This is a genomic window from Streptomyces monticola, assembly GCF_042665355.1.
GTDB classification, from domain to species: Bacteria; Actinomycetota; Actinomycetes; order Streptomycetales; family Streptomycetaceae; genus Streptomyces; species Streptomyces monticola.
Genome location: NZ_JBHTCF010000001.1, coordinates 630,738 through 653,080, shown reverse-complemented (window position 1 = coordinate 653,080; position 22,343 = coordinate 630,738). Strand labels below are relative to the sequence as shown.

Below are 22,343 nucleotides of genomic sequence, written 5' to 3'. Positions count from 1 at the left end.
GCCAGGTCAGGTCCGCCCTCTGCCCCGCACAAGGCCGCGCCCGCATCCACGTCCATGTCAACGTCCATGTCCTCGTCCGGGTCCGCGTCCGCGTACCGAGAGAAGTACCTCGGGAAGTCCCGCAAGAAGCGGGGCAGGCCGCCGCTCCTCCCCGACCGGCTGCGCCGCGGCGGCCTGCCCTATCTCCTGCTGCTTCCCGCGCTCGCCCTGGAGTTGCTGATCCATCTGGTGCCGATGGTCATCGGCATCGTAATGAGCTTCCGCGAGCTGACACAGTCGTATATCCGCGTGTGGGGCGAGGCCCCGTGGACCGGCCTCGACAACTTCCGTATCGCCCTGGACTTCGACGCTCCGGTCGGCGAGGCGCTGCTCCACTCGTTCCTGGTGACCTGTGCGTTCACCGTGCTCGCCGTGGGCCTGGCCTGGCTGTTCGGGGTGAGCGCGGCGATCCTGATGCAGGACGGCTTCCGCGGCCGCGCCGTGCTGCGGGCGGTGTTCCTCGCTCCGTACGCGCTGCCTGTCTACGCGGCCGTGATCACGTGGGCGTTCATGTTCCAGCGCGACAACGGCCTGGTGAACAAGATCCTCGGCGGCGACTCCTTCTGGCTGATCGGGGACAACGCGTTCGCCGCTCTGGTGACGGTGTCGGTGTGGAAGACCTGGCCGTTCGCCTTCCTGATCGTGATGGCCGCGCTGCAGAACATCCCGCGCGAGCTGTACGAGGCGGCCGCCATCGACGGCGCGGGCGTGCGCCAGCAGATCCGGCGGATCACCCTGCCCTCGCTCAGGCCCGTCAACCAGGTCCTGGTCCTGGTGCTGTTCCTGTGGACGTTCAACGACTTCAACACGCCGTACGTGCTGTTCGGCAAGGCGGCGCCGGAGTCCGCGGACCTCATCTCGATCCATATCTACCAGTCGTCGTTCGAGACCTGGAACTTCGGGCACGGCGCCGCGATGTCGACGCTGCTGCTGCTCTTCCTGCTCGTGGTGACGGCGCTCTACCTGATCGTCACCGGCGGCAGAGGGAGGACCCACCGTGCATAGGTCGCCGACCGCTCCCCCGCCGTCCTTCGTGTGGACCCGGCGGATCGTCCTCACGCTCCTCGCCGCGTTCGCGCTCCTGCCGGTGTACGTGATGCTCTCCACGTCCCTGAAGCCGCTGGAGGACGTGAGCGGGCGCTTCCGCTGGCTGCCGAGCGAGCTGACGCTGCGCCCGTACATCGACATCTGGGACACCGTTCCGCTGGCCCGCTACTTCCTCAACTCCCTGATCGTGGCGGGCGCGGCGACGGTCTGCTCGGTCGTGGTGGCGGTGTTCGCGGCGTACGCGGTCAGCCGCTACCGCTTCCGCGGCAAGCGCGTCTTCACGGTCACCGTCCTGTCCACCCAGATGTTCCCCGGCATCCTCTTCCTGCTGCCGCTGTTCCTGATCTTCGTGAACATCGGGAACACCACGGGCGTCGCGCTCTACGGCTCCCGTGGCGGCCTGATCCTGACGTATCTGACGTTCTCGCTGCCCTTCTCCATCTGGATGCTGATCGGGTACTTCGACTCCATCCCGCAGGACCTGGACGAGGCGGCGCTCGTGGACGGCTGCGGTCCGCTCGGCGCGCTGTTCCGGGTCGTCGTGCCGGCGGCGGTCCCGGGGATCGTGGCGGTCGCGGTGTACGCGTTCATGACGGCCTGGGGCGAGGTGCTCTTCGCCTCCGTCATGACCAACGACACGACCCGCACGCTCGCCGTCGGGCTGCAGGGCTACGCCACGCAGAACGACGTGTACTGGAACCAGGTCATGGCCGCGTCCCTGGTGGTGAGCGTGCCGGTGGTCGCCGGGTTCCTGCTTCTGCAGCGCTATCTGGTCGCCGGGCTCACCGCCGGGGCCGTCAAGTGACCTCAAGCGAAAGGCTTTCCGTGACCGACGCACACTCCGTGGACGACCTGCACTCTCTCCCCGAGGACTTCGTGTTCGGCACCGCCACATCGGCGTACCAGATCGAAGGTGCCGTCGCCGAGGACGGCCGTGCGCCCTCCATCTGGGACACGTTCGCGCACACACCCGGCACCGTCGACGGCGGCGACCATGGCGACACGGCCTGCGACCACTACCACCGCTGGCGCGAGGACATCGCCCTGATGCGGACGCTCGGCACGGACGCGTACCGCTTCTCGGTGGCCTGGCCGCGCGTCCTGCCCGAGGGCACAGGGCCCGTCAACGCCAAGGGACTCGCCTTCTACGACCGGCTCGTCGACGCCCTCCTGGAAGCGGGTGTCACCCCTCATCTGACCCTCTACCACTGGGACTTGCCCCAGGTCCTGCAGGACCGCGGCGGCTGGACCGAGCGGGCGACGGCCGAGCACTTCGCGCAGTACGCCGCCGTCGTCGCGGATGCGCTCGGCGACCGCGTCAAGGACTGGTGCACGCTCAACGAACCGCTGTGCTCGGCGTGGATCGGCCATCTTGAGGGCCGGATGGCGCCGGGGCTCACCGACCTCACGGCGGCCGTACGGGCCTCGTACCATCTGCATCTCGGTCACGGTCTCGCCGTCGGGACGATCCGCGAGGCGGCCCCCGGCGCCCGTATCGGCATCGTCAACAACCTCAGCCCCTGCGAGCCCGCGTCCCAGCGGCCCGAGGACCTCGCCGCGGCCCGCCGCGCCGACGGTCACACCAACCGCTGGTGGCTCGACCCGGTACTCGGCCGCGGCTATCCGCAGGACATGCGGGAGCTCTACGCGCGAAACGGCGCCGAACTCCCCGAGCAGGAGGGTGACTTGGCGCTGATCGCCGCGCCGCTGGACTGGCTCGGCCTGAACTACTACTTCCGGCAGATCGTCACCGACGACCCCACGGGCCCGCCCCCGCACGCCCGCCAGGTGCAGGTGCCCGGGGCGCGCACCACGCACATGGGCTGGGAGGTGCATGCGGCGGGCCTGGAGGAGCTGCTGCTCCGGCTGACCGAGGAGTACGGGGCGCGGCGTCTGTACGTCACCGAGAACGGCTCGGCCTACCCCGACACCGTGGGCCCCGACGGACAGATCCACGACCCCGAGCGCACCCGCTACCTGGAGGAGCACCTGTCCGCCTGCGCCCGCGCCGCCCGCCGAGGGGCGCCACTCGCCGGGTACTTCGCGTGGTCGCTGCTCGACAACTTCGAGTGGGCGTACGGCTACGCCAAGCGGTTCGGGCTCGTCCACGTGGACTACGCGAGCCAGCGGCGCACCGTGAAGTCCAGTGGACGGCGGTACGCGGAGATTGCGCGTGCACACCGGCAGCGGGCACGGCGCGCGGCGTAGGGAACTGAACTGCCCGTACCCCATAAGGCATTGCACGTACTCCATAACGCACTGCCCGTACTTACTTCCCCCCACACACACCCACACCCCCCCCCCACAGAAGGAGCCGCATCATGCGATCCCAACCACCCCCACGACACCGCCGCCGCAACTCCCGTCTGCGTGCCGCCACCGCCGCTGCCGTAGCCGTCGGGGCGCTGGCCACGGGCACCCTGCTCAGTGGCAACGCCGGTGCCGCCGAGACCAGCGCCCAGGTGTGGATCACCACGGGCGACGGAAGCAAGAAGCTCGCGCGGGGCGCGGACGCCGCGTTCTCCGGGACGCCGCAGGAGATCGACATCTCCGTCAACTCGGTTGAGAAGGCACAGGAGTTCACCGGCGCCGGCGCATCCCTCACCGAGGCGTCCGCGCATCTGATCGCCGGGCTTCCGGCGGCCGAACGGGACGCCCTGATGAAGGACCTGTTCTCCGGCGACGGCGAGGGCATCGGCCTCGACTATCTGCGCCAGACGCTCGGCGGCAGCGACTTCGTGGCGGCGCTGCCCTACTACTCGTACGAGGACACCCAGGGGTCGTTCTCCATCGGCCGCGACGAGAAGGAGATCCTGCCCCTGGTGCGCACCGCACGGCAGCTCAACCCCGGGGTGCGGATCATGGGCAGCCCGTGGTCGGCGCCCGCGTGGATGAAGGACAGCGGGAAGCTGGAGGGCGGCAAGCTCAAGCCGGAGATGTACGACGCGTACGCCGACTATCTCGTCAAGACGCTCAAGGCGTATGCCGGGGCGGGCGCCCCCGTGGACGACCTCACGGTGCAGAACGAGCCCCTGTTCGAGACCTCGTACCCCTCCATGGGCATGTCGTCGTCCCAACAGGCCGATTTCTTCAAGGTGCTGGACGGCAAGCTGACCGCGGCAGGGCTCGACACCGGGCTGTTCGCGTACGACCACAACTGGGACCGCCCCGACTACCCGCTCGACGTACTGAACAGAACGAAGGACATCGCGCGCGTGCAGGGCGCCGCGTTCCACTGTTACGGCGGGCAGCCCGAGGTGCAGCAGCAGGTGCGCGACGCCGGGGAGCGGGTGTTCTTCACGGAGTGCTCGGGCACCGACTCCGCGGACGCCGGCAAGACCTTCGGCGACACCCTGAAGTGGCAGGCGGAGAACCTGGTCGTGCGCAGCATGCGCTCGGGCTCGGAGACCGTGGTGCTGTGGAATCTCGCCCTCGACGACAAGGGCGGCCCGCACTTCGGTCTGTGCCAGGACCGGTGCAACGGCGTGGTGGAGGTCGCGGGCGGCAGGGCGACGAAGAACGCCGAGTTCTATGTGCTCGGGCACGTCTCGAAGTTCGTGGACCGCGGTGCGCGCCGGATCGCCTCGACGAGCCAGGGCTCGGGCGGACTGCAGAACGTCACATTCGAGAACCCGGACGGTGAGCGGGTATCGGTGGTGGTCAACGCCTCCGACTCGACCCGTAAGTTCTCCGTCACCGAGTCCGGGCGCTCGCTCGCCTACGAGCTGCCCGCCGGGGCCGTCGCCACGTTCACCTGGCCGGGTGCTCCCACGGTCTGATGGCGTGCCGCCGGGGTGCGCGGCGGGCCGCACCCCGGCACTATCGGCCCATGGCGAACCAACCGAGGATCGTGGAGCGCGCGGAGCAGCCCTTTGTGGGCGTCAGGGGCCGGGTCACCTGGGACACCTTCCCGCAGATCGCCGACCGGCTGCCGCAGATCGTGGGGTGGCTCGGCGAGCGGGGCATCGCCGTCACGGACGGCCCGTTCTTCAAGTACGAGGTCCTCGATCCGCGGGACCGGGAGCGGGAGTTCGACGTGGTGGCGGGGGTGCCGGTCGGCGAACGGGTGCGGATCGCGGAGCCCGACTTGTTCGGCGGGGCGCTGCCCGCGGGCAGCTATGTGGCGATCAGCCATGTCGGCCACCCCGACGAGCTGTTCGGGGTGGCCGACACCGTCCTGAAGTGGGCCGCCGCCAAAGGCCTGGAGTGGGATATGACCCCGTCGGCCGCGGGCGAGGTGTGGGGCTGCCGTCTGGAGAGCTACAAGACAGACCCGCGCTTCGAGCCCGACCTCCACAAGTGGGAGACGGAGCTGGCGTTCCGGCTCAAGGACTGAGACCGCTCAGGGGCTGAGTCCGCTCAGGGGCCGACACCGGCGCCGGGACCGGGACCGGGACCGGCTCAAGGGCTTCGAGCCGGAGAACGGCTACTCCTCGCCGTCGAGGAGCCCCGCGTCGTGGGCCAACAGGGCGATCTGGACACGGTTGTTGAGGTCCAGCTTGGTCAGGATGCGGCTGACGTGGGCCTTGACGGTGGCGACGCTCATGTAGAGCTCGGCCGCGATCTCGGCGTTCGACCTGCCGCGGCCCACGCTCACGGCCACCTCGCGCTCCCGCTCGGCGAGTGCTTCGATCCTGGCCTTGGCGCGGTCCTGCTTGTCGCCGTGGGTGTCGGGGCCCGCGGCCCTGTCGATGAGCTGGCGGGTCACGGTCGGCGAGAGCACCGGGTCACCGGCGGCGACCCGGCGCACCGCCGCGACGATCTCGGCGGGCGGGGTGTCCTTGAGGACGAATCCGGCGGCGCCCGCGCGCAGGGCCCGCAGGACCTGTTCGTCGGCGTGGAAGGTGGTGAGCACGACCACCTCGGGGGCGTCGGCCCGGGAGCGCAGGCTCTCGGTGGCGGCGAGGCCGTCGACCTGCGGCATACGGATGTCCATGAGGACCACGTCGGGGCTCAACCGCTCGACGAGTCCGGCGACTTCGGAACCGTCCGCGGCCTCCCCGACGATCTCGATGCCGTCGGCGCCGCCGAACATGAAGGAGAGTCCGGCGCGCACCAGGGGGTCGTCGTCGACCAGGAGGAGGCGGATGGGGTTCGAGGTCATGGAGCCCACGGTAGCCAGGCTTCGACACGGAAGCCGCCGTCGCCCCCGGTTCCGTGCTCCAGGCGGCCACCGGCGAGGGTGGCGCGTTCGGTCAGACCGATGAGGCCCTGCCCCGAGCCGGGCACCTTCGGCACGTCGCCGGGCGGCGGCGGATTGCGCACGGCCACCGTCAGGCCCTCGCCCGGAGCGCCCGTCACGAGGACGGTGACCTCGGCGCCGGGGGCGTGTTTGCGGGCGTTGGTCAGGCCTTCCTGGGCGATGCGGTAGGCGTTGCGCCCTGCGGCGGACGGCACCGCGCCGGGGTCGTCGAGGCGGTTGTCGAGGGTGACCTTCATGCCGGCCGCGCGGGACTCGGCGACCAGGGCGTCCAGGGCGGCGAGGGTGGGCTGCGGGCGGCCGCTCTCGTCGGCGGGTTCGTCGGCGCGCAGGACGCCGATGATCTCGCGCAGGTCCTGCAGTGCCTCGTGGGCGCTGTCCCGGATGACGCCGGCGGCCCGGGCGATCTCCTGCTCGGGGGCGTCGGGCCGGAACTCCAGGGCGCCCGCGTGCACGCTGAGCAGGGTCAGCCGGTGGGCGAGTACGTCGTGCATCTCGCGGGCGATGGCCTCGCGGGCCAGGCGCTGGGCCTCCTTGGCGCGCAGGGCCGCCTCGGACTCGGCACGCAGGGCCCGCTCGCGCAGGCTGAGCAGGAGCTGGCGCCGGGAGCGTACGAACATGCCCCAGCCGATGACCATGGCGGAGAGCATCACCCCGAAGGCGACGGCCACGGCGTACGGCATGTCGGGGTCGGGGCGCAGCCAGTAGAAGAGCGGCACCAGGGCCATCGAGGCGCCGCCGATCCAGCCGACGTAGCGGAACGGCCGGTGCACCGCGAGCGTGAAGATGGCCACGGCGCCGGCGCCGCCCGCGGTGTCCGAGAAGACGCTGGCCAGGGTGAGGACGACGGCGAGCCCGACCGGCCAGCGCCTGCGCAGCCACACGGCGGCGCAGGCGAGGGCGCCGACGATCTGGTCGAGATGGGCGACACCCGGGGAGACCCGGGGGTTGTCGCCGATCGCGGCGGCGCCGATGAGGCCGAGGAAGACGGCCACGAAGAAGCAGCCGAAGTCGACGATCCAGTCCCGCAGGGTGCGCCGGGGCCGGCCGCCCGCGGCACGGTCCGGGTCGAGCTCGGCGGCGACGGCGGAGGGCAGCAGGCTCGGCCAGCGGTATTCGGGGCCCGGTGTGGTGCTCGCCGGGGGTGATTGCTGGTCCATGCCTCTCATGGTCGACCTCTCATGGTCGACAAATCTACGCAGCGCACGGCCGGTGCGGGGGTGCCGGGCCCCGGTCATAGACGAAAGTCGGCCGGTCATCGACCTTCGGCCCGTCGCCGCTCGTGCGGTGTCGCCCTGCGGCCGATGCGGCGGGGCGGTGCGCGACGCGACGATCACCGCATGAAGAAGTTTCTCGAGTTCCTCGGCGTGATCCTGCTGATCCAGGGCGTGGCCGCGGTCGTGCACGAGCTGACCGGCTGGATGCGCGGCTGGGGCATCGTCCAGCACCTGGGCTTCCTCGACGGCTACGAGCTGTACGGCGGCATCGCCCTGCTCGTCCTCGCGGTGGCGGTGTTCGCGGCGGCGGAGAGCAGCAAGGGGTAGCCGCCGGGGCCCCCGGGACCGGGTGGGACATCACCCGTCCCGGGGGCCGGGGAGACGTGTCAGCAGGTGTAGTCGACCAGGTCGAAGGACTCGTAGTGGTCCGCGGTGTAGTAGTCCTCCTGGTCGGACTCCCCGGTGACGATGCGGCGCGCGCCGCGGTCGTCGGAGCCCGGGGTCTCGACGGTGTACTCGTGGTAGTAGTCGCTGGACTGCTGCGGCAGCAGGCCCTCACGGTTCTGGAAGACCGTGCCGTCCTGCGGGTACGGGTAGGGGCCGCCGGCCTCGATGAGGTCGAGGGTGTCGTGCGCCTCGGGCGGCAGCTTGGACTGACAGATGTCACCGACGGCGGCGACGGCCACCGTCGAGGAGTGGGCGGTGAGTTGGGCCGGGGCCGCGCTGGCGGCGACGGGGCCGCCGACGAGCAGGGCGGCGGCCAGAGCGATACCTGTGGCGATTCGTGGGGGGATTCGCATGCCCCTAGCATGACGCGCGTAGAGCATGACGTGTCAATGTCAAGTGCAGGGAATTTTCCGTGAGTTAACCCGCGCCGGGTCCGCGCGCGCCGCGCTCAGGAGGCCGCGGCCCGCCGCCCCCATGCGGTTCCGCCGAGGACGAGCAGCACTCCCAACGCCCCCACCGCACCCAGCTGTTCACCGCCGAGAGCGATCCCCGCGGCCGCGGCCCACAGCGGTTCCGTGCCGAGCAGCAGGCTCACGCGTGACGGCGAGGTGCGGCGTACGGCCCACATCTGCACGAAGAAGGCGAACAGCGTGCAGAACACCGAGAGGAAGAGCAGACCGGCCCATTCGCGGGGCCCGAAGTCCAGGGCCACCGCCACGGGGGACGCGCCCGCGCCCGCTCCCACACTCGCGAGCACCGCGAACACACCGACCGCCGCGCCGAGTTGGACCGTCGTCAGGGGAAGCGCGTCGGCGTCCTGCACCGCCTTGATACGGGACATCGCCAGGACGTGGACCGTGCGGGCGAGTGCCGCGCAGAGGATCAGCGCATCACCGAGCGAGGGCCGGGTGAATCCGGCGCCCTGGGTCAGCAGGACCACACCCAGGACGGAGAGGGCCGCCGCGCACAGGAAACTCCCCGTGGGCCGGACGCGGTTCAGGGCCGCGTCGGCGAGCGGCGTGAAGATCATGGTGAGGCTGATGATGAGGCCCGCGTTGGTCGCCGAGGTGTGCACGACGCCGTAGGTCTCCAGGAGGAAGATCCCGGCCAGGATCAGGCCGAGCAGGCCCGCGCCGCGCCACTGAGCGGGGTTCAGGGCCCGAAGCCCGCGCCATCCGGCGGCGGCGAGTACCGGCAGGACGACACCGAAGCGGAGCACGAGCACGGCGATCACGGTGTGCGTCGTGGTGATGCCCTTGGCGGCGAGATAGCTGCCGCCCCAAGCCCCGGCGACGAGCAGCACGGGCAGATCGGTGAGCCAGGGGCGGCGGGGCGCGAGGGTGCCGGTGCCGGCAGCGAGGGTCGACATGGTGACGGTCTCCGACTGCGGTGCGAGTGCGGAGACTTCGGCGGCTCGCGCGGGAAGCGATCACCGTAGCCGGGCCTGTGCGCTTCCCGCCAGGGGTGTCTCACCGACCGGGCCGGGTCCGGTGCGGAACTGGGTGTCCGATCTCCGCCAGCCCTCCGGCCCGCCGCCCGTTGTACTTGAACTAGCAACAACAACTGCGGCGGCCGCTACCGGCACCGCCGCAGCAACCGCTTCTTGCGAGGGAGTACGACATGGACAGCAGCAAGGTGGCCCTGGTGACCGGCGGCAGCCGTGGCATCGGCGCGGAGATCGCCCTGCGGCTCGCGCAGGACGGCGCCGATGTGGCGCTCACCTACGTGGCGGGCGAGCGCGCGGCGCACGAGGTCGTGGCGAAGATCGAGGCCATGGGGCGGCGCGGGGTCGCGATCCGGGCGGACGCCGCGGACGCCGGGGCCACGGTGGCGGCCGTGGAGCGTGCCGCCGCCGTTCTCGGGCGCCTGGACATCCTGGTGAACAACGTGGGCATCGGCGTACTCGGCCCGCTCGACGAGCTGTCCCCCGACGCCGTGGACCGGGTGCTCGACATCAACGTGCGCTCGGTGTTCCTCACCTCGCAGGCCGCGGCGGCGAGGCTCGGGCGCGGGGGCCGGATCATCACCATCGGCAGCTGCATGGCCCAGCGCGTACCGGGCCCCGGCGGGACGCTCTACGCGATGAGCAAGGCCGCCCTGACCGGTCTGACGAAGGCCCTCGCACGGGAGCTCGGCGGCCGCGGCGTGACCGCGAACATCGTGCACCCGGGCCCGATCGACACGGACATGAACCCGGCCGACGGCCCGTACGCCGAGGCGCAGAGCGCGATGACGGCACTCGGCCGGTACGGCACGGCCGGCGAAGTGGCCGCCATGGTCGGCTACTTGGCGGGCGACGAGGCCTCGTACGTCACGGGCGCGGAGTTCTCGGTCGACGGCGGGCACGCCGCGTGACTCCCGGCAGCTGGCACGCCACGTGACTCCCGTACCGGCCACGGAAAAGCACGCCACGTGACTCCCGTACCGCAACGGAAAAGGGGGCGCGCCGGGGCTGTCCTCCCGGCGCGCCCCACGGGGCGGGTGTCGTCAGCCGCCCAGCTCCTGGTGACGGGCGGCCAGCTTGGCGGCGCCGTCCTCGGTCAGGGAGCCGAAGAGACGCAGGCGTGAGAAGCCGCCGTCGGGGAAGATGTCGATCCGCACATGGGTGCCGACCGCCGGGGTGTCCAGGACGAACCGGTGGTTGGTGTCGGGCTGCAGCCGGGTGCGGGGCAGGAACTCCTGCCACTCGGCGCCCTCGCCGGTCTTGACGGACAGCGACGCCCAGCCGGCCGAGTTGCCCTTGAGGTACGCGGTGTCGATCTCGATCGCGCTGATCGAGGACTCGGCGACGAGCTGGTAGTTGATCCAGTCGTTGCCGTTGTCGCGGCGGCGCGCGGTCTCCCAGCCGTCGTCCATCTTGCGGGAACGGCCCGGGTTGATGGTGTTGACCGGCGAGGAGTAGAAGCGGTTCGAGGCGTCGAGGACGGCGCCGCCGTTCTCCAGGGCGACGACGTCGAACGAGCCGAGCGCGGCGAGCCACTTGGGGTCGGGCAGGACTTCGCCGTAGACCCGCAGGCGGGCGATGCCGCCGTCGGGGTGCTGGTTGACGCGCAGGTGCGTGAACCGCTGCGGGGCGGTGACCTCGAAGCCGTTGGCCGCGTGGCCGCCGACGGCGGTGCGCGGAACGATCGTCGTCCACTTCACGTCGTCGGAGAGCAGCTCCTCCGGCGTCGGCGCGCCCGCCACCGAGGTGGCCTCGACCGAGACGGCCTGCGGCATGTTGCCGCGGAAGTGGGCGGTGTCGACGACGACGCCGTGGATGACACCCGGAGCGCCAAGGCGCACCAGGGCCCAGTCGTGGTCATCGGCGGTCGGCCAGGGCTGCTCGGCGGAGACACCACGGCGGCGGCGGGTCTCCCAGCCGTCCATGACCTTGCCCTTGTGGCCGAAGTGCTCGGGGTCGAACTCGGCGGCCTCGGGGACGAGGAGGTTCTCGCGCTGGGCGAAGAACTCGTCATTGGCGGCGATGACGCCCGCGCCGAGCTGACGGTCGGCGAGGTTGGCGTACTGGGTGAACGGGAACTCCGCGGTGCGGTAGTCGGCGTACGGGTCGCCGCCGCCGTAGGGGTTCGCGTTACCGGTGAAGGTGGGTATCGCCGTCACAGTGATCAGTTCTTCCTTTCGAGAAGTCGGCCGGTGGGCTCGGTGAATTCGCCGCCCGCGTGGATGCGCTCGCCGCGCAGCCAGGTGGACTTCACAACGCCGTGCAGGGTCTTGCCCGCGTACGCGGTGACCTTGTTGCGGTGCTGGAGTCCTGCGGGGTCGACGGTGAAGGTCTCGTCGGGCGCGAGGACTGCGAAGTCGGCGTCACGGCCGGCCTCGATGGCGCCCTTCTGGTCCAGGCCGACCAGCTCGGAGGTACGGCTCGACATCCAGCGGACCACGTCCTCCAGGGAGTGGCCGCGCTGCCGTGCGGCGGTCCAGATGGCGGGCAGGCTGAGCTGGAGGCCGGAGATACCGCCCCACGCGGTCGCGAAGTCGTCCGTCTTGAGGTCGGCGGTCGACGGCGAGTGGTCGGTGACGATGCAGTCGATGGTGCCGTCGGCCAGGGCCTGCCACAGCAGGTCCTGGTTGGCGCCCTCGCGGATCGGCGGGCAGCACTTGAACTCGCTTGCGCCGTCCGGCACTTCCTCGGCGGTCAGGGTGAGGTAGTGCGGGCAGGTCTCGACGGTGAGCTTGACGCCCTCGGCCTTGGCGGCGGCGATCAGCGGCAGCGCGTCGGACGACGACAGGTGCAGCACGTGCACGCGCGCGTTGAGGCGCTTCGCGGTGTCGATCAGACCCTTGATGGCGACGTCCTCGGAGACCCGGGGGCGGGTCTGGAGGTAGTCGGCGTACTTGGGGCCGCTCAGGTGCGGGGCCGAGTCCAGCTCGTGCGGGTCCTCGGCGTGCACGATGAGGAGTCCGTCGAAGCCGGCGATCTCGGCCATGGAGGAGGCGAGTTGCTCCTGGTTCAGCTCCGGGAACTCATCGACACCGGAGGGCGACAGGAAGCACTTGAAGCCGTAGACACCGGCGTCGTGCAGGGCCCTGAGGTCCTTGACGTTGTCCGGGAGCGCGCCGCCCCAGAAGCCGATGTCGATATGCGCCTTACTGCGGGCCACCTCCTGCTTGGTGCGCAGATTGGCGACGGTCGTGGTCGGCGGAAGGGAGTTCAGCGGCATGTCGACGAGAGTCGTGATGCCGCCGGCGGCGGCCGCGCGGGTGGCGGTCCAGAAGCCCTCCCACTCGGTGCGGCCCGGGTCGTTCACATGGACGTGCGTGTCGACGATGCCGGGGAGCAGCGCGTCGTCCCCGACATCTTCGAGCCGGGCACCGGCGGGAACCTCGGCCTCGTACGGCAGCACCGCCGTGATCTTCCCGTCGGCGACCGCGACGGAAGCCGCGCGCGTCCCCTCGGGGGTGATGACACGCGTCGAGCGCAGGACCAGTTCCACGTCGGACACCCGTTCCCCTTTTCCGTAGAGCGAAATTCAACGTTCTGTTGAACGAATCTTCACCTCGGGATCCTGGCCCGTCAAGACCCCCCTGGCCCGTCGCGGAGGCCTCCCCTCCACATCTGCGGCCAACTTAGAGGTTTCCATGAAGCGGAAGCAAGATTTCGCTTCGTAGAACGGATCTCTGCACAATGGGAGGGCGAAGGTTTGTCGTGAAGTGATGGCCGACACAGGGACAAAGCGGTACCGAACTACAGAGACCCCACTTGACCAGGGGGAAGACCAGGACCAGAACCGACGGGTAGGCTTCGTCTCTGCCTGCCAGCACCGAAAGGACCGCCGTGCCGACGTCCAGCGCCAGCGACGCCTCCACCGAGAGTGCCGCCTCCAAGCCCGCCGCCAGCGGGGGCGTCCAGTCCCTCGAGCGCGCCTTCGATCTGCTCGAGCGGATGGCGGACGCCGGGGGCGAGGTCGGTCTGAGCGAGCTCTCCGCCAGCAGCGGTCTGCCGCTTCCGACCATCCACCGCCTGATGCGCACTCTGGTCGCCACCGGCTACGTACGCCAGCAGCCCAACCGCCGCTACTCCCTGGGCCCGCGCCTGATCCGCCTCGGCGAATCCGCGTCCCGGCTGCTCGGCACCTGGGCGCGCCCCTACCTCGCGCGCCTGGTCGAGGAGACCGGCGAGACCGCCAACATGGCGCTCCTGGACGGCGACGAGATCGTGTACGTGGCGCAGGTGCCCTCCAAGCACTCCATGCGGATGTTCACCGAGGTCGGCCGCCGGGTGCTGCCGCACTCCACCGGCGTGGGCAAGGCCCTGCTCGCCGACACCCCGGCCGACGAGGTGCGCGCCCTGCTCGCCCGCACCGGGATGCCCGCCGCCACGGAGAAGACGATCACCACGCCCGAGGGTTTCCTCGCGGCTCTCGAGGACGTCCGCCGCACCGGGTACGCCGTGGACGACAACGAGCAGGAGATCGGGGTCCGTTGCCTCGCCGTATCCGTGCCCGAGTCCCCCACCGCGGCCGCCATTTCCATCTCGGGCCCGGCCGGGCGCGTGACGGAAGCGGCCACGGACAAGATCGTGCCGATTCTGCAGCAGGTGGCCGCCGAGCTGTCGGTGGTGCTTGCCAGCACGAACGGGTCCTGAACGGTCCTGAACGAGGCCTGAGGGGGCGGGAGTCGGTGCGGCCCGGGATGCTCGCGGGTGCCGGGTCAGCTGTTCGCGGGTGACTCGTCCGGGAAGATCTTCGTGACGATCTTCCCGTCCTTCGTCAGATAGCCGTGCAGCATGCCGGGGCTGCTGTGCGGCGCGTCGAAGTCGCCGTTCGGGGCGAGCGCGATCACACCGCCGTCGCCGCCGAGCCGCGGCAGCCGTTTCACGATCACCTCGTACGCCGCCGAGGCCACGCCCCTGCCCTCGAACTCGATGAGGTGCGAGAGCGTCGCGGTCGCCGCACTCCGGATGAACACCTCGCCGACGCCGGTGGCGCTCGCCGCGACCGTACGGTTGTCGGCGTATGTCCCGGCCCCGATGATCGGTGAATCCCCCACCCGGCCGGGCATCTTGTTGGTCATGCCGCCGGTGGAGGTGGCGGCCGCCAGATCCTTGCCGCCGTCGACGGCCACCGCGCCGACCGTGCCCTTGGCCACCTCGTCGGCGAGCGCCTCACCGCGCCCCTCGCCGCCCTGCTTCTGCGGCCGCTCCTGCTCCTTGGCCTTCATCAGGGCGTCCCAGCGGGTCTGCGTCCAGTAGTAGTCCTGGGTGACGGTGCGCAGCCCCTTCCGGGCGCCGAAGTCGTCGGCGCCCTCGCCGGACAGCAGCACGTGCTTCGACTCGTCCATCACCAGGCGCGCGCCCTCGATGGGATTGCGCAGACTGCGTACCCCCGCGACGGCGCCGGCCTTCAGATCGGAGCCGCGCATGATCGAGGCGTCCAGCTCATGCCCGGCATCGGCGGTGAACACGGCGCCCTTGCCCGCGTTGAACAGCGGATCGTCCTCCAGGACCCGCACCGCGGCCTCGACCGCGTCGAGGCTGGAGCCGCCGCCGTCCAGCACCTTCTGGCCGGCCCGCAGCGCCCCGGCGAGGCCGTCGCGGTAGGCCTTCTCGCGCTCCGGTGTCGTCGTCTTCCGGTCGAGGGCCGTGCCCGCGCCGCCGTGCACCGCGAGCACCACTCCGCGCGCGTCCGGCCTGGCTTTTCCGGGTGGGGCGGCGTTACCGGCGGGCGCCGCGTCCGGGGGCAGGGCGAGCAGGCCGCCGACCACCACCGCGGCGGTGGCGAGAGCAGAAAGAAGCCAGGTCAGAGGACGTACGCGCATCGGCACTCCTAGTCAGGGCTCAGGGCAGTGACTCGCGGGTTCCTGCGATGGCGCCTGACGAGCCTACTGACATGAGCACCGCAAGCACTAGGGCGTCCGGGCGGGTGCGCGCGTGACCGCGGCCGGGCCGAGGCGGCCGTCGGCCATTTCCATGATCTGGTCCGCCGCTGCCAGGTGCGCGCGGTCATGGGTGACGAGGACCGTCGCCGTCGCGCGCTCCCGGGTCAGCCCCACGAGGAGGTCGAGCACCGCGGCCCCGCGCTCGTGATCGAGGGCGCTGGTCGGCTCGTCCACGAGGAGCACCGCGGGCTCGTTCATCAGGGCGCGGGCGATGTTCACCCGCTGGCGCTGTCCGCCGGAGAGCTGGTGCGGACGGCGGTCGGCCTTGTCGGCGAGACCCACGGCCGCCAGCAACTCCCTGGCCCGCGCACGGACTTGGCGAGGCTTGCGGCCGTCCAGGTGTGCCATCACCTGGAGTTGCTCGGCCGAGGTCAGCGACGGCAGCAGATTGGGCTGCTGGAAGACGATGCCGATGCGCTCGCGGCGCAGCGCGGCCTTCTCGGCGCGGCTCAGGCCCTGCGTGGGCGTGCCCGCGACGACGACCCGGCCGCTGTCCGGCGTGACGAGCGTGGCGGCCACGGCGAGCAGGCTGGACTTGCCGGAGCCGGACGGGCCGACGACGGCGGTCACCGTGCCCGCGGGCACGTCCAGGGAGATCCGGTCGAGGGCCGTGAGACGGCCGTCGCCGTCGGGGTAGGTCAGCGTGATGTCGTCGAGCAGCAGGCTCGGAGGGGTCGTAGTGGCCGCAGGAGCTGAAGGGGCCGAAGTGGCCGCGGCATCAGCGGAATTGGTGGAATGGGAGGAATTGACAGAGTTCACGGAGTTCACGGAGTTCACGGAGTTCTCGGAGTTCTCGGAGTTCTCGGAACTGGCGGAGTTCGCAGGGGTGGTCATCGGGCGCTCCCGAGCGCGGTCAGCGGATCGACGGCGGTGATCCGGCGGATGGAGAGGGCCGCGCCGAGCGCCCCGAGGACGATCATGACGGCGGCGGGGACGAGGACGGTGGCCGCGTCGAGGACGAACGGCACATCACCGCCGCCGATCAGGGCACCGATACCGGCGGCGATCAGGGTGCCGACGCCGGTGCCGGCGGCGAGCATCAGGACCGCCTGCCCGAGTGCGTCCTTCAGGAGGTACCCGGTGGCCGCGCCGAGCGCCTTGAGTACGGCGATGTCGGCGCTGCGCTGGATCGTCCAGACGGTGAAGAAGGCCCCTATGACCAGGGCCGAGATCGCGAACAGAAAGCCGCGCATGAGCTGCAGCGAGCCATTCTCCGCCTGGTAGGAGCCGATCGCGGTGAGCGCTTCGTCGAGGCTCCTGGTCGTGGTGCCCGCCGCCTTGTCGCCCGCGCCCAGGTCCGCGCCGGGGCCGGTGCTCAGGGCGATGACGGTGGCCTGTTCCTCGGTGGTCGTGCCGCTGTGGCCGATGCGCTGCCAGTCGTCGAGCGAGGTCCAGACGACGGGGGTGTGGCTGTAGGAGGCATCACCCTCGACGGCGGCGACGCGCTGTTCCAGGGTGCCGATCCGCACCGTGTCGCCCGCCTCGGCGCCCAGTTCGGCGGCGGCCTTCGACGACAGGACGGCCTCTCCCGGTGCGACACCGCGCGGGGCGAGGCCGGCGGCGGGCTCGGCTCCGAACGCGGAGACGGCGGCGGTGCGGTCGCCCGCGGCGGCGTTCAGGGTGCGGATGCCGAGGGGCTGCGCCTCCCGCACCCCGGGCTGCTCGGCCCAGGTGCCCCAGGCCTTCTCGGTGACCGAGGAGTTCGTGAAGGAGACCGACTGCCCTCCGGGCGGCGCCGCGAAGGCGAGGTGGTCGGCGGGCAGACCGGTGATCGCCGAGGTGTTCTCCCGTGCGAGCCCTGCGGTCAGTCCCGAGAGGAGCCCCACAAGGAGGGTGATGAGCACGACCACCGTGCCCATGAGGGCGAAGCGCCCCTTGGCGAACCTGAGATCTCTCCATGCGACGAACATGTCCCCCACCTTGATCGCCACGGGTACTTCCGGGCATCGCGCCAGGGTACGGACCCGCCGCATCCTTGGACGGAGCTCCGGATCAAACTTTCGGTTGACCGCGCTCGGCAGCCGGATGTCAGTGGTCATGCCTACGCTGGACGGGTCATGGAAGCACGTTCACTCGCCCCCGTCCTGCGCGCCCTGCGCGGTTGTCTGCATCTGCTGATGGCCGGGCTGCTCGCGCTCGCCGCCCTGCGCGCGGTGGCCGGCGGGGAGCCGGACGCGGGCGCGGTGGTGGTGGCCTGCGCCACGCTCGGCGCCGCGTATGGAGCGGGCCTCGCCCTGCCGGCCGTACGCGACTCGCGAGCCGTCTCCATCGCCTGGCTCGGCCTCCTGTGCGCCCTGTGGACCGTGCTCCTCGTGCTGACGCCGGACGCGCTGTGGACGGCTTTCCCGCTGTTCTTCCTGCAGCTGCATCTGCTGCCGCTGCGCTGGGGGCTCGTGGCGGTGGCGGTCACGACGGCCGCGGCGACCTGCGGGTTCGTGGCGCACGGCGGCGCGGCGTCGCCGGGTGCCGTGATCGGCCCGCTGCTCGGCGCGGCCGTCGCGGTCGGCACGGTCCTGGGCTACCGCGCGCTGTACCGCGAGAACGAACACCGGCGCCGCCTCATAGAGGAGCTGCTCGCCACCCGCGCGGAGCTCGCCGAGGCCGAGCGCGCCGCGGGCACCCTGGCCGAGCGCGAGCGGCTCGCGCGGGAGATCCACGACACCCTCGCGCAGGGCCTGTCCAGCATCCAGCTCCTTCTGCGCGCCGCCGAGCGCGCCCTGCCGGAGGGCGACCCGGCCCTTGAGCATGTGCGCAGCGCGCGCGTGGCAGCGGTGGACAATCTCGCCGAAGCCCGCCGGTTCGTCCGCGAGTTGACCCCTCCCGACCTGGAACACGGCTCCCTGGCAGGTGCCTTGGAGCGGCTGTGCGCCGCGGCCCCGGGCCCCGGCGGAGTCGAGTTCTCCCTCAGCGGTACGCCAGTGCAGCTGCCGACGCCGTACGAAGTGGCGCTGCTGCGGGTCGCCCAGTCCGCGCTCGCCAACACGGCACGGCACGCGGCCGCCCAGCGCACCTCGGTCACCCTGAGCTTCATGGACACCTCGGTCGCCCTGGACGTGGTGGACGACGGCAAGGGCTTCACGCCGGGCACGGTGGCCACCCACGGCAGCGGGGACGGCGACGGCGGCTTCGGCCTTCCCGCGATGCGCGCCCGCGCCCAGTCCCTGGGCGGCACCCTGAGCGTGGAGTCCGCACCGGGGCAGGGCACGGCGGTCGCGATCACGCTGCCCCTGCCGGTGTCGGTGCCGGACGCTGCGGGGCGGCCCGAGGCCGAGGAGGTGCGGGCATGACCGTTCCCGCCGGCCCCTCCGGCTCTTCTGGCCCCTCTGGCCCCTCTGGTCCCGAAGCGCCCATCCGGCTGCTGCTCGCCGATGACCACCCGGTGGTGCGGGCGGGGCTGCGGGCCGTGCTCGACACCGAGGCCGACTTCCGTGTCGTCGCCGAGGCGGCGAGCGCCGAGCTGGCCGTGGAACTCGCGGCCACCGAGGATCTCGATGTCGTCCTGATGGACCTGCAGTTCGGGCCCGGCCGGATGCACGGCGCGGAGGCGACCGCGGCCATCGCCGCCCGCGAGGGCGCCCCGCGCGTCCTGGTGCTCACCACCTACGACACGGACGCGGACATCCTCGCCGCGGTGGAGGCGGGCGCCGCGGGCTATCTCCTGAAGGACGCACCGCCGGAGGAGCTCGCGGCGGCCGTACGCACCGCCGCCGCGGGCCAGTCGGCGCTCGCCCCCGCCATCGCGCACCGTCTGATGGACCGGATGCGGGCGCCCGGCGAGGCCCTCAGCCGCCGTGAGCTGGAAGTGCTCCGCCTGGTCGCGGACGGCCTGTCCAACCAGCAGATCAGCAAGCAGCTGTTCCTGAGCCAGGCCACCGTGAAGTCCCACCTGGTGCATGTCTTCGCCAAGCTGGAGGTCGACTCGCGCACCGCGGCGGTGGCGGCGGCCCGCACCCGAGGCATGCTCAGACGCTGACCCGCCGGCCGGACACCGCCCGCGGGGCCGGACACGGCCCCACGATCCCGGGGCCCGCGAGCCGGACACGGCCTCACGCCTCCGGGCACGTGAACCGGACACGGCCTCACGCCCCCGGGCACGCGAACCGGACACGGCCTCACGCCCCCGGGCACGCGAACCGGACACGGCCTCACGCCCCCGGGCACGCGAACCGGACACGGCCTCACGCCTCCGGGCACGCGAACCGGACACGGCCTCACGCCTCCGGGCACGCGAACCGGACACGGCCTCACGCCTCCGGGCAGGCGACACACCCCGCCGCGATGGCCAGACCCAGACACCTCCGATCCCCGGGGCACACGCCCCCCCGGGGCACGCCTCCGGCGTCGCCCCGGTGGCCCGGTGGCCCGACACCGTCCCCTGCCCCGCCCCCGGGTCCCCTCACACGCCGGTCCGGTCCCCCGGCAGGAAGTCCGCCGCCGTGACCCGGCGGAGTGATCTGCGCGTACGTCGGGTGAGCTCGGCCAAGGACGGCGGGGGCACCGTCAACACCGGGCAGTGGGCGCGCCGTTGGAGCTTGCGGACCACACGTCCGCCGCGCACGACCCGTACTCCCCGGCCGCCACGCACGCCCCGGCGGACGCCCGCGCCGACGACCAGGAGGTCGTCCGGGCCGTCCGCCGTGCCGGCGAGCACCTCCCAGGGGCGGCCGCGCAACGCCCGGCGGTCGACGTCGACGCCGTGCGGCGCCCCGCCGAAGGCCTCGTCGAAGGCGCGCTCCAGGCGGTTCAGGGCCGCGCTCACGCACTGGTCGGCCCATTCACGGTCGGGGCAGCGGACATAGAGCACCTCCCCCTCCGGCGGCTCCCAGGCGATCACCGCGAGCAGCCGACGGCCGCTGCGCCGCGCCTCGTCGGCGGCGGTCCGCAGGGCGGCCAGGCTCGCGAGGGATCCGTTCACTCCTACGACGACCCGCCCCCGGCGCTCCCCTCCGTATGCCTGCTCCTGCCCGTACGCCTGCTCCCGTCCGCCGGTCTGCCCCCGCTCGTGTCGCCTGCCGCTCCTCATGAGCGCTGCCTCCCCTTTCCCTGCCGTTCTTCCCCGTGCCGTTCATCCTGGTGCCGCGGGTGCCGTCTCGTACCGCCCCCGAGCGCTTCGCGCACCCGGGCCATGAAGCGTGTGGCAGATGCGGGCCGTTCCTCCGCACGCCGCTGCAACTCCCGCTCGAAGCGGTCCGTCAACTCCCCGACGTATACGTACTGCTGCATCACATGCCTCCTCCACGGGTCCCGTCCCGTCACGCCTCCAGGCCACATCGGCCCGGCAACTCCGAGTCTGTACAGTGATTGGCCTGGAGTGCAGGGCCAATCAAGGGGAGTTGGCATGGCAGACATGCATCGGGTCCATTCCGTGGACAGCACGCTCGGCAGCCATCGCCTAGCCGGCCTTCTGACCGCCGCCTGCGGGCCGCGCCCCGGCTACCGCGCCCTCGCGCAGGGAGTGCGGACCCTGCTCATGGACGGCCGGATCGCCCTGCACACACGCCTGCCCGCCGAGCGGGAGCTGGCCGCGGCGCTCGGTGTCAGCCGGGCCACGGTGACCTCGGCGTACGACCTGCTGCGCGAGGAGAGCTATGCGCGCAGCAGGCGCGGCGCCGGTACCTGGACGGTGCTCCCCGAGGGGCAGCAGCCGTCCAATGTGGCCGCCTACATCGACGAGGACGATGTGATCGACCTGGCGCTCGCCGCGCCGTTCGCGCCGCAGGCCGAGCTCGGCCGGGCGCTGGCCGCGGTGGGCGGCACGGTGGAGCGGCACGCGGCGACCGCGGGCTACCACCCTTACGGGATCCCGCAGTTGAGGGCGGCGGTGGCGGACCGGTTCACCCGGCGCGGCCTGCCCACACTGCCCGACCAGATCCTCATCACCTCGGGCGCGCAGCAGGCGGTTTCGCTCGTCCTGGATCTGCTGGGGCGGCCCGGCGACCGGGTCCTGGTGGAGAACCCGTCGTACGCCAATGTCCTCGACGCCATCCGCCGCGGCGGTCTGCGCACGCTGCCGGTGCCGGTGACCGAGGACGGCTGGGAGTGCGAGGTCGCCGAGTCGGCGCTGCGCCAGTCCGCGCCCCGTCTCGCCTATCTGATCCCGGACTTCCACAATCCGACCGGCCGTCTCATGCCCACGGAAGCGCGGCTGCGGCTGATCGAAGCGGCCCGCAGGACCGGGGCCTGGCTGGTCGTGGACGAGACGCTCACCGATATCGCCCTCGATGTGCCGGCGCCCGCGCCCTTCGCGTCGCTCGCGGGGCGCGGTGCGGCCGAACAGCTGCTCACCGTCGGGTCGTTGAGCAAGACGCACTGGGGCGGCCTGCGGATCGGCTGGGTGCGGGCGAGCTCCCAGCTGATCACGGAGCTGGCGACGCACCGGGTGCCGACGGATATCGCGAGTTCCGTCCTCGACCAGCTGGTGGCCGTCGAGCTGATCGCGCGGACGGATGCGGTGCTCGCTGAACGGCTGCCGCTGCTGCGCGCCCAGCGGGAGGCGCTCGTGACCGCGCTCGCCGAACAACTGCCGGAGTGGCGCTGGCAGTTGCCGCCCGGTGGGCTCGGGCTGTGGGTGGACCTCGGCAGCCCGCTCGCGTCATCCCTGGCCACGGCGGCGCTGGAGCACGGCGTCCGGATCGAGGGCGGCGCCCGCTTCGGCGTCGACCCCGGCACGCACGAGCACCGGCTGCGGATCCCCTACACCCTGCCCGCCGACCTGTGCGTACAGGCCGTCCAGCGCCTCGCCACCACGCTGAACGCCGGCCTCCCCGCCACGGCCAGCGCCAGATCCCGCCGCCACTGGGTCGCGTAGCCCCCCCTCCCCGGGAGCCCGCCATCCCCCAGACGACTCCCCGACGCACCGCCCCACGAAGGGCGCCCCCCAGCTCACCGCCCCGCGAAAGGCACCCCCAGCTCACCACCCCGCGAAAGGCACCCCCGACTCACCGCCAACGAAAGACGCACCGCCCCACGAAAGGCGACTCCCAGCTCACCGCCCTACGGAGGACGGCTCCTCA

21 protein-coding genes are annotated in these 22,343 nt (G+C 71.8%); 11 read left to right on the top strand and 10 right to left on the bottom strand.

Going from position 1 to position 22,343, the window contains the following annotated elements:
• Positions 1 to 66: 66 nt before the first annotated feature.
• From ACFQVC_RS02675 to ACFQVC_RS02655, 5 genes are all read left to right on the top strand, one after another.
• Positions 67 to 1,044 carry a carbohydrate ABC transporter permease gene (locus tag ACFQVC_RS02675; protein ID WP_381825966.1) on the top strand — a complete coding sequence of 326 codons (978 nt, stop codon included), beginning with the start codon at positions 67 to 69 and terminating at the stop codon, positions 1,042 to 1,044.
• A complete protein-coding gene (locus tag ACFQVC_RS02670; protein WP_381825964.1) occupies positions 1,037 to 1,891 on the top strand; it encodes a carbohydrate ABC transporter permease in 855 nt (284 codons plus the stop codon). Before ACFQVC_RS02675 ends, ACFQVC_RS02670 begins: the two co-directional genes overlap by 8 nt.
• Positions 1,892 to 1,929: 38 nt before the next feature.
• The gene (locus ACFQVC_RS02665) at positions 1,930 to 3,294 is read left to right on the top strand and encodes a GH1 family beta-glucosidase (RefSeq protein ID WP_381827062.1); all 1,365 of its coding nucleotides are present in this window, start codon (positions 1,930 to 1,932) and stop codon (positions 3,292 to 3,294) included.
• 113 nt (positions 3,295 to 3,407) lie between these two features.
• Positions 3,408 to 4,865, top strand: a complete 1,458-nt coding sequence (locus ACFQVC_RS02660; RefSeq protein ID WP_381825962.1) for a glycoside hydrolase family 30 protein — start codon at positions 3,408 to 3,410, stop codon at positions 4,863 to 4,865.
• A gap of 50 nt (positions 4,866 to 4,915) precedes the next feature.
• Complete coding sequence (locus ACFQVC_RS02655) at positions 4,916 to 5,422, top strand: GyrI-like domain-containing protein (protein ID WP_381825960.1); 507 nt, start codon at positions 4,916 to 4,918, stop codon at positions 5,420 to 5,422.
• 90 nt (positions 5,423 to 5,512) lie between these two features.
• Here the strand turns inward: ACFQVC_RS02655 and ACFQVC_RS02650 are convergent, their stop codons facing one another.
• Positions 5,513 to 6,190, bottom strand: coding sequence for a response regulator (locus ACFQVC_RS02650; RefSeq protein ID WP_381825958.1), 678 nt, complete (start codon positions 6,188 to 6,190; stop codon positions 5,513 to 5,515).
• The gene (locus ACFQVC_RS02645) at positions 6,187 to 7,446 is read right to left on the bottom strand and encodes a sensor histidine kinase (RefSeq protein ID WP_381825956.1); all 1,260 of its coding nucleotides are present in this window, start codon (positions 7,444 to 7,446) and stop codon (positions 6,187 to 6,189) included. The genes ACFQVC_RS02650 and ACFQVC_RS02645 overlap by 4 nt, the downstream gene beginning before the upstream one ends.
• Before the next feature lie 180 nt (positions 7,447 to 7,626).
• Here ACFQVC_RS02645 and ACFQVC_RS02640 point away from each other — a divergent pair, with 180 nt between their 5' ends.
• Positions 7,627 to 7,830, top strand: a complete 204-nt coding sequence (locus ACFQVC_RS02640; protein ID WP_381825954.1) for a hypothetical protein — start codon at positions 7,627 to 7,629, stop codon at positions 7,828 to 7,830.
• 59 nt (positions 7,831 to 7,889) lie between these two features.
• On the opposite strand, the gene ACFQVC_RS02635 is transcribed toward ACFQVC_RS02640, so the two are convergent.
• Both ACFQVC_RS02635 and ACFQVC_RS02630 read right to left on the bottom strand, forming a co-directional pair.
• Positions 7,890 to 8,303 (bottom strand): guanyl-specific ribonuclease, encoded by a 414-nt coding sequence (locus tag ACFQVC_RS02635; RefSeq protein ID WP_381825952.1) that lies wholly within the window; start codon positions 8,301 to 8,303, stop codon positions 7,890 to 7,892.
• Positions 8,304 to 8,398: 95 nt separating this feature from the next.
• Positions 8,399 to 9,319 carry a DMT family transporter gene (locus ACFQVC_RS02630; protein ID WP_381825950.1) on the bottom strand — a complete coding sequence of 307 codons (921 nt, stop codon included), beginning with the start codon at positions 9,317 to 9,319 and terminating at the stop codon, positions 8,399 to 8,401.
• 251 nt (positions 9,320 to 9,570) lie between these two features.
• Here ACFQVC_RS02630 and ACFQVC_RS02625 point away from each other — a divergent pair, with 251 nt between their 5' ends.
• On the top strand, positions 9,571 to 10,305 hold the full coding sequence (locus tag ACFQVC_RS02625) for an SDR family oxidoreductase (RefSeq protein WP_381825948.1): 735 nt from the start codon (positions 9,571 to 9,573) through the stop codon (positions 10,303 to 10,305).
• Positions 10,306 to 10,437: 132 nt separating this feature from the next.
• On the opposite strand, the gene alc is transcribed toward ACFQVC_RS02625, so the two are convergent.
• The gene (alc, locus tag ACFQVC_RS02620; protein ID WP_381825946.1) at positions 10,438 to 11,553 is read right to left on the bottom strand and encodes an allantoicase; all 1,116 of its coding nucleotides are present in this window, start codon (positions 11,551 to 11,553) and stop codon (positions 10,438 to 10,440) included.
• Positions 11,554 to 11,558: 5 nt separating this feature from the next.
• Positions 11,559 to 12,896 carry an allantoinase AllB gene (gene allB, locus ACFQVC_RS02615; RefSeq protein WP_381825944.1) on the bottom strand — a complete coding sequence of 446 codons (1,338 nt, stop codon included), beginning with the start codon at positions 12,894 to 12,896 and terminating at the stop codon, positions 11,559 to 11,561.
• A gap of 332 nt (positions 12,897 to 13,228) precedes the next feature.
• On the opposite strand from allB, the gene ACFQVC_RS02610 reads away from it, so the two are divergent.
• Positions 13,229 to 14,038: an IclR family transcriptional regulator gene (locus ACFQVC_RS02610; RefSeq protein WP_381825942.1), complete on the top strand. Its 810-nt coding sequence runs from the start codon at positions 13,229 to 13,231 to the stop codon at positions 14,036 to 14,038.
• A gap of 65 nt (positions 14,039 to 14,103) precedes the next feature.
• Here ACFQVC_RS02610 and ACFQVC_RS02605 read toward each other — a convergent pair whose 3' ends face one another.
• The 3 genes from ACFQVC_RS02605 to ACFQVC_RS02595 all read right to left on the bottom strand — a co-directional run bounded on the left by ACFQVC_RS02605 (position 14,104) and on the right by ACFQVC_RS02595 (position 17,240).
• Entirely contained in the window at positions 14,104 to 15,210 is a 1,107-nt protein-coding gene (locus ACFQVC_RS02605) for an isoaspartyl peptidase/L-asparaginase family protein (protein ID WP_381825940.1), read from the bottom strand.
• Between the two features lie 87 nt (positions 15,211 to 15,297).
• On the bottom strand, positions 15,298 to 16,164 hold the full coding sequence (locus ACFQVC_RS02600) for an ABC transporter ATP-binding protein (protein ID WP_381825938.1): 867 nt from the start codon (positions 16,162 to 16,164) through the stop codon (positions 15,298 to 15,300).
• Positions 16,161 to 17,240, bottom strand: coding sequence for an ABC transporter permease (locus tag ACFQVC_RS02595; protein WP_381825936.1), 1,080 nt, complete (start codon positions 17,238 to 17,240; stop codon positions 16,161 to 16,163). Before ACFQVC_RS02595 ends, ACFQVC_RS02600 begins: the two co-directional genes overlap by 4 nt.
• A gap of 147 nt (positions 17,241 to 17,387) precedes the next feature.
• Here ACFQVC_RS02595 and ACFQVC_RS02590 point away from each other — a divergent pair, with 147 nt between their 5' ends.
• Together ACFQVC_RS02590 and ACFQVC_RS02585 are read left to right on the top strand one after the other, a co-directional pair.
• Positions 17,388 to 18,617, top strand: coding sequence for a sensor histidine kinase (locus ACFQVC_RS02590; RefSeq protein ID WP_381825934.1), 1,230 nt, complete (start codon positions 17,388 to 17,390; stop codon positions 18,615 to 18,617).
• Positions 18,614 to 19,303 carry a response regulator gene (locus tag ACFQVC_RS02585; protein WP_381825932.1) on the top strand — a complete coding sequence of 230 codons (690 nt, stop codon included), beginning with the start codon at positions 18,614 to 18,616 and terminating at the stop codon, positions 19,301 to 19,303. The genes ACFQVC_RS02590 and ACFQVC_RS02585 overlap by 4 nt, the downstream gene beginning before the upstream one ends.
• Before the next feature lie 423 nt (positions 19,304 to 19,726).
• Here the strand turns inward: ACFQVC_RS02585 and ACFQVC_RS02580 are convergent, their stop codons facing one another.
• Complete coding sequence (locus ACFQVC_RS02580; RefSeq protein WP_381825930.1) at positions 19,727 to 20,353, bottom strand: universal stress protein; 627 nt, start codon at positions 20,351 to 20,353, stop codon at positions 19,727 to 19,729.
• 315 nt (positions 20,354 to 20,668) lie between these two features.
• On the opposite strand from ACFQVC_RS02580, the gene yczR reads away from it, so the two are divergent.
• Positions 20,669 to 22,138 (top strand): MocR-like transcription factor YczR, encoded by a 1,470-nt coding sequence (gene yczR, locus ACFQVC_RS02575; protein WP_381825928.1) that lies wholly within the window; start codon positions 20,669 to 20,671, stop codon positions 22,136 to 22,138.
• The last annotated feature ends 205 nt before the right edge of the window (positions 22,139 to 22,343 follow it).

Bases quoted from the DNA above. Each gene is read 5' to 3' on its own strand.
- ACFQVC_RS02675 (WP_381825966.1), top strand. From the start codon at position 67: ATGTCCTCGTCCGGGTCCGCGTCCGCGTACCGAGAGAAGTACCTCGGG.
- ACFQVC_RS02660 (WP_381825962.1), top strand. From the start codon at position 3,408: ATGCGATCCCAACCACCCCCACGACACCGCCGCCGCAACTCCCGTCTG.
- ACFQVC_RS02655 (WP_381825960.1), top strand. From the start codon at position 4,916: ATGGCGAACCAACCGAGGATCGTGGAGCGCGCGGAGCAGCCCTTTGTG.
- ACFQVC_RS02650 (WP_381825958.1), bottom strand. From the start codon at position 6,190: ATGACCTCGAACCCCATCCGCCTCCTCCTGGTCGACGACGACCCCCTG.
- ACFQVC_RS02645 (WP_381825956.1), bottom strand. From the start codon at position 7,446: ATGGACCAGCAATCACCCCCGGCGAGCACCACACCGGGCCCCGAATAC.
- ACFQVC_RS02640 (WP_381825954.1), top strand. From the start codon at position 7,627: ATGAAGAAGTTTCTCGAGTTCCTCGGCGTGATCCTGCTGATCCAGGGC.
- ACFQVC_RS02635 (WP_381825952.1), bottom strand. From the start codon at position 8,303: ATGCGAATCCCCCCACGAATCGCCACAGGTATCGCTCTGGCCGCCGCC.
- ACFQVC_RS02630 (WP_381825950.1), bottom strand. From the start codon at position 9,319: ATGTCGACCCTCGCTGCCGGCACCGGCACCCTCGCGCCCCGCCGCCCC.
- ACFQVC_RS02625 (WP_381825948.1), top strand. From the start codon at position 9,571: ATGGACAGCAGCAAGGTGGCCCTGGTGACCGGCGGCAGCCGTGGCATC.
- ACFQVC_RS02605 (WP_381825940.1), bottom strand. From the start codon at position 15,210: ATGCGCGTACGTCCTCTGACCTGGCTTCTTTCTGCTCTCGCCACCGCC.
- ACFQVC_RS02600 (WP_381825938.1), bottom strand. From the start codon at position 16,164: ATGACCACCCCTGCGAACTCCGCCAGTTCCGAGAACTCCGAGAACTCC.
- ACFQVC_RS02595 (WP_381825936.1), bottom strand. From the start codon at position 17,240: ATGTTCGTCGCATGGAGAGATCTCAGGTTCGCCAAGGGGCGCTTCGCC.
- ACFQVC_RS02590 (WP_381825934.1), top strand. From the start codon at position 17,388: ATGGAAGCACGTTCACTCGCCCCCGTCCTGCGCGCCCTGCGCGGTTGT.
- ACFQVC_RS02585 (WP_381825932.1), top strand. From the start codon at position 18,614: ATGACCGTTCCCGCCGGCCCCTCCGGCTCTTCTGGCCCCTCTGGCCCC.
- ACFQVC_RS02580 (WP_381825930.1), bottom strand. From the start codon at position 20,353: ATGAGGAGCGGCAGGCGACACGAGCGGGGGCAGACCGGCGGACGGGAG.
- yczR (WP_381825928.1), top strand. From the start codon at position 20,669: ATGGCAGACATGCATCGGGTCCATTCCGTGGACAGCACGCTCGGCAGC.